This window comes from Klebsiella sp. RC2, from assembly GCF_014192815.1.
GTDB classification, from domain to species: domain Bacteria; phylum Pseudomonadota; class Gammaproteobacteria; order Enterobacterales; family Enterobacteriaceae; genus Klebsiella; species Klebsiella variicola.
In genome coordinates this window covers 1,041,493-1,047,653 of record NZ_JACHYL010000001.1, presented here as the reverse complement: position 1 = coordinate 1,047,653, position 6,161 = coordinate 1,041,493, and the positions used below count along the sequence as shown (strand labels likewise).

Annotated in this window: 4 protein-coding genes; 1 reads left to right on the top strand and 3 read right to left on the bottom strand. The window is 56.7% G+C overall.

Going from position 1 to position 6,161, the window contains the following annotated elements:
* The first annotated feature begins 353 nt into the window (after positions 1–353).
* Positions 354–1,652, top strand: a complete 1,299-nt coding sequence (locus tag FHW76_RS04895; RefSeq protein ID WP_064170352.1) for an MFS transporter — start codon at positions 354–356, stop codon at positions 1,650–1,652.
* 3 nt (positions 1,653–1,655) lie between these two features.
* On the opposite strand, the gene FHW76_RS04890 is transcribed toward FHW76_RS04895, so the two are convergent.
* From FHW76_RS04890 to FHW76_RS04880, 3 genes are all read right to left on the bottom strand, one after another.
* Positions 1,656–1,979 (bottom strand): YfiM family lipoprotein, encoded by a 324-nt coding sequence (locus tag FHW76_RS04890; RefSeq protein WP_008803753.1) that lies wholly within the window; start codon positions 1,977–1,979, stop codon positions 1,656–1,658.
* Between the two features lie 41 nt (positions 1,980–2,020).
* Positions 2,021–3,376, bottom strand: coding sequence for a CDP-diacylglycerol--serine O-phosphatidyltransferase (gene pssA, locus FHW76_RS04885; RefSeq protein WP_008803754.1), 1,356 nt, complete (start codon positions 3,374–3,376; stop codon positions 2,021–2,023).
* Between the two features lie 120 nt (positions 3,377–3,496).
* Positions 3,497–6,148: a bifunctional acetate--CoA ligase family protein/GNAT family N-acetyltransferase gene (locus FHW76_RS04880; protein WP_110242934.1), complete on the bottom strand. Its 2,652-nt coding sequence runs from the start codon at positions 6,146–6,148 to the stop codon at positions 3,497–3,499.
* Between the last annotated feature and the right edge of the window lie 13 nt (positions 6,149–6,161).

Sequence of the window (6,161 nt, the reverse complement as noted above, 5' to 3'; positions counted from 1 at the left end):
CCCCGGTGGCGCTGCGCTTACCGGGGCTACGGATTCGCACCCGCCCTGCACGACCTGTAGCCCGGACAAGGTGCGCAGCACCGCCTCCGGGGAAAACCCTGCCATACCCGCCCCATTATCTTCATTCAAAGCAACATAAAACCCCGTCATGGTAATCCCTTCATCATAATCTACTTTTTCCTTGCCCCTGCGCTGGCGTTAATCGCGAAAACCACTCTTACGAAAAAAAATGTGAATACAGTCACATATAAAGATATAACAATTATATAACATTTAGTTCACTAACTAATTTGTCTACGTGACGTGGTACGCCCGACAAGACAGATTGCAGTCTTTGCTGGAGCAATATAACAATGACAGAAAGTAGCATTACCGAACGGGGCGCGCCGGATCAGGCCGATACCCGTCGTCGTATTTGGGCAATAGTTGGCGCTTCCTCGGGGAATCTGGTTGAGTGGTTTGATTTTTACGTTTATTCATTCTGCTCGCTCTATTTCGCCCATATCTTTTTTCCATCTGGCAATACCACCACCCAACTGCTGCAGACGGCAGGCGTATTTGCCGCCGGATTCCTGATGCGTCCCATCGGCGGATGGCTGTTTGGTCGAATCGCCGACCGCCGCGGACGTAAAGCCTCTATGCTTATCTCGGTGTGCATGATGTGCTTTGGCTCACTGGTGATTGCCTGTCTGCCGGGTTATGCGGTCATCGGCACCTGGGCCCCGGCGCTGCTGCTGCTGGCGCGTCTGTTCCAGGGGCTGTCTGTTGGCGGAGAATACGGCACCAGTGCGACCTATATGAGTGAAGTCGCGGTGGAAGGTAAGAAAGGCTTCTATGCCTCCTTCCAGTACGTTACGCTGATTGGCGGTCAACTGCTGGCGGTATTAGTGGTTGTCGCGCTCCAGCAGGTGCTCAGCGATGAAGATCTCCATGCCTGGGGATGGCGTATTCCTTTTGCTCTTGGGGCGGTACTGGCTATCGTCGCGCTGTGGCTGCGTCGCCAGCTGGACGAAACCTCAAAGCAGGAGACCCGGGCGCTGAAAGAGGCTGGATCATTTAAAGGGTTGTGGCGCAATCGCCGGGCCTTCGTGATGGTGTTGGGCTTTACCGCCGCCGGATCGCTGACCTTCTACACCTTTACTACCTATATGCAAAAGTATCTGGTCAACACGGCGGGCATGACGGCTAGCACCGCCAGCGTGATCATGACCGCGGCGCTATTCGTTTATATGCTGGTTCAGCCGCTGTTCGGCGCCTTTTCGGATAAAGTTGGCCGTCGCACCTCCATGCTGTGCTTTGGCGTGCTGGCGACGTTATTTACCGTGCCTATTCTCAGTGCTCTGCAGAAGGTGAGCTCACCGTATGCCGCCTTCGGACTGGTGATCTGCGCCTTGCTGATCGTCAGTTTCTATACCTCTATCAGCGGCATCCTGAAAGCAGAGATGTTCCCGGCTCAGGTCCGCGCGCTTGGGGTAGGGCTTTCCTATGCCGTCGCGAACGCGCTGTTCGGCGGCTCTGCGGAGTATGTCGCGCTGTCGCTTAAGTCGGCGGGGATAGAGCACGTGTTCTACTGGTATGTGACGGTGATGGCGGCCATCGCCTTCCTGGTTTCCCTGATGCTGCATCGCAAGGGAAAAGGCCTGCGCCTGTAACGCTTACTGGTGCGCCAGTTGCCACACAGCATAGCCGGTGGTCGCGCCGGCGACATCCCAGGCGAAATCTTTCCAGCTCCAGCCGCTCCCTGCCGGGCGGCTGTCCCAAAGCTCTTTTGACGCGCCAAGACTGATGGAAAACATCAGGCCAATGGCGGCGCTGCGGTCCCGGCTGTAACCCTGATGTTGCGCATACTCATTGCCGGCGGCAGACAGCATCGCCGAGGCCAGAAAATGCTGGGCTTTGTCCTGACCGGACCATGCATCATTTGCCATGTGGCTGCAGCCCGTTAACAGCAGCGATGTCATCACTATTATCGAACGCATAGCGCTTCCAGAAAAAAGCCCCGTCGACGCGGGGCTGATAGTCAGAGAATACGGCTGATCAACCGGTCAATGCGGATCCGTCGCAGGCGGCGGATCAGTTTTCGCACTTTCACCGGATAGTCGGCGATACTTTGCAGATCCCGATAATGTTTCACTACCGTGGTGTGGGTGCGGATGAGCTTCAGCTCTTTTTCCCGCATGGCCCCCAGCTGCCGCTTTGGATCGTGGATCAGAATGGCGTTTTCCAGATCGAGCCGCCAGGCGCGTGGGTTAAGGTTGTTGCCAGTGAGCAGCATCCACTCATCGTCAACCCACATGCCTTTCAGATGGTAGCTGTTATCGTCATCCTTCCACAGGCGAACGATCAGCTGATCGGTATTGACATAATATTGCAGTCGGCTGAGGAAACGCCGCAGGTTGATCTCATACAGATAGGGAAGCGCACCGATAATTTTAAACGGTTGATCTTCCGGAATGTAGAAATCGTTAGCGGTTTTATCGCCGACAATAATCTCCACCTGTTTACCGTCCCGCAGCAGCTGGATGATATTTCTCACCAGTACGGCAGGGAGGTTGAAGTAGGGGGTACAGATCGTCAGCTTGTGCTCGGCACAAGGCATCAGGTGAAAAATAGTTTTGTTCAGCAGGCTGGATTTCCCCAGTCCTACCAGCGGGGTGACGGAGAGTTCTTCGTCACCAGCGGTGCCGACAAAATGGTAGCTGCGGTCGCGGAGCTCCTGACGGTACTGGCGAATGTCGTTTTTGATTTCCGGGCTTTTTGGCCGATCCGGTCTGTCGAGACGATTAACGCCGCGCCCCTGAACCAGATTATTGTCGACCCAGTCGAACATGACGTCCGCCATTTTGCCGTTACGGATGCACTGATAGCGGTCATAACGGTACTTGTCGTGCTGATGCAGATAAACATCGTTCAGGCTGGCGCCGCTGTAGAGGACGCTGTCATCGATAATAAAGCCTTTGAAATGGAGAACGCCGAGCGCCTCCCGGGTATTAATCGGCACGCCGTAAACGGGGATATCCACACCTGGGTTTTCATCGGCCATCCGGCAATACCAGTCGGCATTGGTGTTGGAGGCGGCGGCGCCGATACGACCACGTTGAGCACGGTGCCAGTCTACCAGAACGCGGACATCCAGTTCCGGACGCTGGCGTTTGGCGTCGTAGAGAGCCTGCAAAATTCCTTTTCCGCCATCATCTTGCTCCAGGTAGAGCGCAATAATGCATATACGCTGAGTGGCGTGGGCAATCCGGGTCAGTAACGCTTCCCTGAAATCCGCAGGGGCGTAAAAGAACTCTACATCATCAACTGACTGAGAAAGCTTAGGGAGTTGGGCAAGGTGTTGTTGATGTTTATTACGCTTAAATTTTGACAACATCACAGTGCGTTTCTTCTCTGTTTATTGAAGGGTCTTCTGTACCATGCAGACGACGTAAGCGGGCAATAATACCATTACTACCCGCTAATGTGGTCAACAATTGCGGTCAGCGTGGCGCGATTATCCCTTATTCAGGGGCAGCGATAGACTGACAATCCCATCTTCCAGCTGAATATCAACGGTGAATCCCAGCTTTCTGGCCAGGCCGATCATGCCTCTGTTATTCGGCATCGTAATGCCATTAAGGCGTTGCAGGCCATGGCTTTGCGTATAGGCGATCAGCTTTTCCAGCAGCCTTCGCCCCAGGCCTAACCCTTTTAAATCTGAACGGACCAGAACGGCAAACTCGGCGTCAATATTGTCGGGATCGGAGATCGCCCGCGTCACGCCGAGAATTTCGCTTTTCTCTGCGGTGGTCCTGACGGCAACAAACGCCATTTCACGATCGTAGTCGATCTGCGTCATATTGGCTAAATCGTCGTGGGTAAATTCGTTGATCTCACTAAAATAGCGATAATAGAGATCTTCTTTGGTGACCTGAGCGATAAACGCGAGCAGCTGCGGCTCATCTTCCGGAAGGATCGGCCGAAACAGGCAGCGATCGCCATTTTTCATTACCACCCACTCCTCCTGCTGGTGCGGATAGGGACGAATCGCAAGGCGGCTTTCACTGTCGCCGTCAAAGGGGGCCAGGCCTAGCGTGACGTCCAGCGCCGTAAACTCGTTGCCGGAGGCGAGCAGGGGATGAATGTCCAGGCGCTGGATCTCCGGGCAGTCGACGATCAGATTCGATACCTGAACCAGCAGCTGGCTCAGGCCCGCGATATCCAGCGGGCGCAATGCGCTGCGACCGCGGATCTTTTTATTTTTGATCGCCTGGATCACCAGATAACGCGCCAGGTTCATATTCAACGGCGGCAGCGCCACCGCGGCCTGATCCTCGGCCCGCCACTCCACGCCGCCTTCGCCCAGCATAATCAACGGGCCGAAGACGGGATCGTGTTCAACCACCACTCTCAGCTCCTGGGCGCCGGCGCGATTAGCCATACTCTGCACCAGCAGACCATGGATGCGCGCCTGGGGCCAGGCCAGTCTGACGCGATCGATCATCGCATCTGCCGCCTGCTGCACCTCGGCGGCGGTACGCAGATAGAGCATGACCCCCTGTACTTCCGATTTGTGGGGGATATCCGGAGAACGCAGCTTCAGCGCGACCGGATAGCCTATCTGCTCAGCGATATGCACTGCTTCTGCGCTGTCAGCGGCAATCCATGTCGGCAGAGTATGGATGCCATAGGCCCGGAGAACCGGGCTGACCTCATGGGTATCCAGCGTGGTGGCGCCGTCATCTATCGCTTGCTGCAGCAGAGCATGCGCTTCGCTGGTATTGGCGGTTAACGAATCCGGTAGCACCGGCGTCTCGCGCAGTTGTTTCTGGTTGCGACGGTATTCCACCATATGCATAAAAGCGGTGATCGTGCCCTCTGGCGTACGGTAGGTTGGGAGGCCGGCATCGCTGAATAAACGTCGCGCTTCCTGCGAGGAAAATTCGCCGCACCAGTTGGTCAGCACGGTGACATATTTACCGCGCGGATGATGCTTCAGGGCATCAATCAGGGCCAGCGCACTCTCCGTGCCCGGCGCGGCCGCGCTGGGCGAGTGGATCACCAGCAGCGCGTCATAGTCCTGACTGTTGAGCAAAATATTCACGGCCTGCTGATAATGTTCGCTGCTGGCATCATCCCGCAGATCTAATGGGTTGGCGATCTCGACGCCAACCGGCAACGCCTGGCGCAGGGCGTCGCGGGTCTCCTCGCTGAGGACCGCCAGTTTGCCATTACGCAGCCAGAGTTCATCCAGCGCCAGTGCCGCCGGTGCCGCGCCATTGCTGACGATCATCAGCTTTTCACCACGCAGCGGGCGCATATGGCTGAGCGTTTCCACGGCGGAGAACAGCTCATGGGTGTCCTGCACCCGCAGCAGGCCAGCACGCTGAATGGCTGCATCCCATGCCGGATCCATCCCGGAGTTGACGTGCAACAGCTTTTGCGCCGCGGGACTACGGCCGCTTTTAATCACCAGGATAGGCTTGTTTCGCGAAGCGCTGCGCGCGGCGGAGACAAACCGACGCGCGTCGCTTAGATGCTCGAGGTAAAGCAAAATGGCGCTGGTCTTGCTGTCGCGGGCCAGAAAGTCCAGCAGGTCATCGACATCAATGTCCAGGCTATCGCCCAGCGCGATGAAGTAGGAAAACCCCATCTCGCGCTGCTGCGCCCAGTCAAGGATGGTATTAGAGACGGCGGCCGACTGCGAGATAAAGGCCAGTTTACCGCGATGGATCGCGACCGGCGAGAAGCTGGCGTTCAGGCCTTGCCACGGCGCCAGCAGTCCCAGGCTGTTTGGGCCGAGCAGGCGCATCTGATAGCGCGCGGCGCATTCGAGCAGCGCCGGATACTGTTCCGGCTGCGAAGAGAGAATGATGCAGGTTTTACACCCTTTCTGCCCTAAGGCTTCGAGCAATTCGATATTACGCCGGGCGTTAGTACAGAGCACCGCCAGATCCGGCGTAAACGGCAGGCTCTCAATCGTGGGCCATGCCAGCACCCCGAGCACCGCCTTCCAGGCGGGGGTCACCGGCAGTACCGGGCCATTGAAACCGCCGGCTAACAGGTTGCGCATCATGAGATAGCCAGCGCGCTGCGGCTTCATTGATGCGCCAATAACGGCGATGGACTTTGGTCGCAGCAGTGCTTCCAGGCCTCGTTGGCTCATACCGGTCTCCTTT

Coding starts and splice junctions, on each gene's coding strand:
- FHW76_RS04895 (WP_064170352.1), top strand. CDS start 354: ATGACAGAAAGTAGCATTACCGAACGGGGCGCGCCGGATCAGGCCGAT.
- FHW76_RS04890 (WP_008803753.1), bottom strand. CDS start 1,979: ATGCGTTCGATAATAGTGATGACATCGCTGCTGTTAACGGGCTGCAGC.
- pssA (WP_008803754.1), bottom strand. CDS start 3,376: ATGTTGTCAAAATTTAAGCGTAATAAACATCAACAACACCTTGCCCAA.
- FHW76_RS04880 (WP_110242934.1), bottom strand. CDS start 6,148: ATGAGCCAACGAGGCCTGGAAGCACTGCTGCGACCAAAGTCCATCGCC.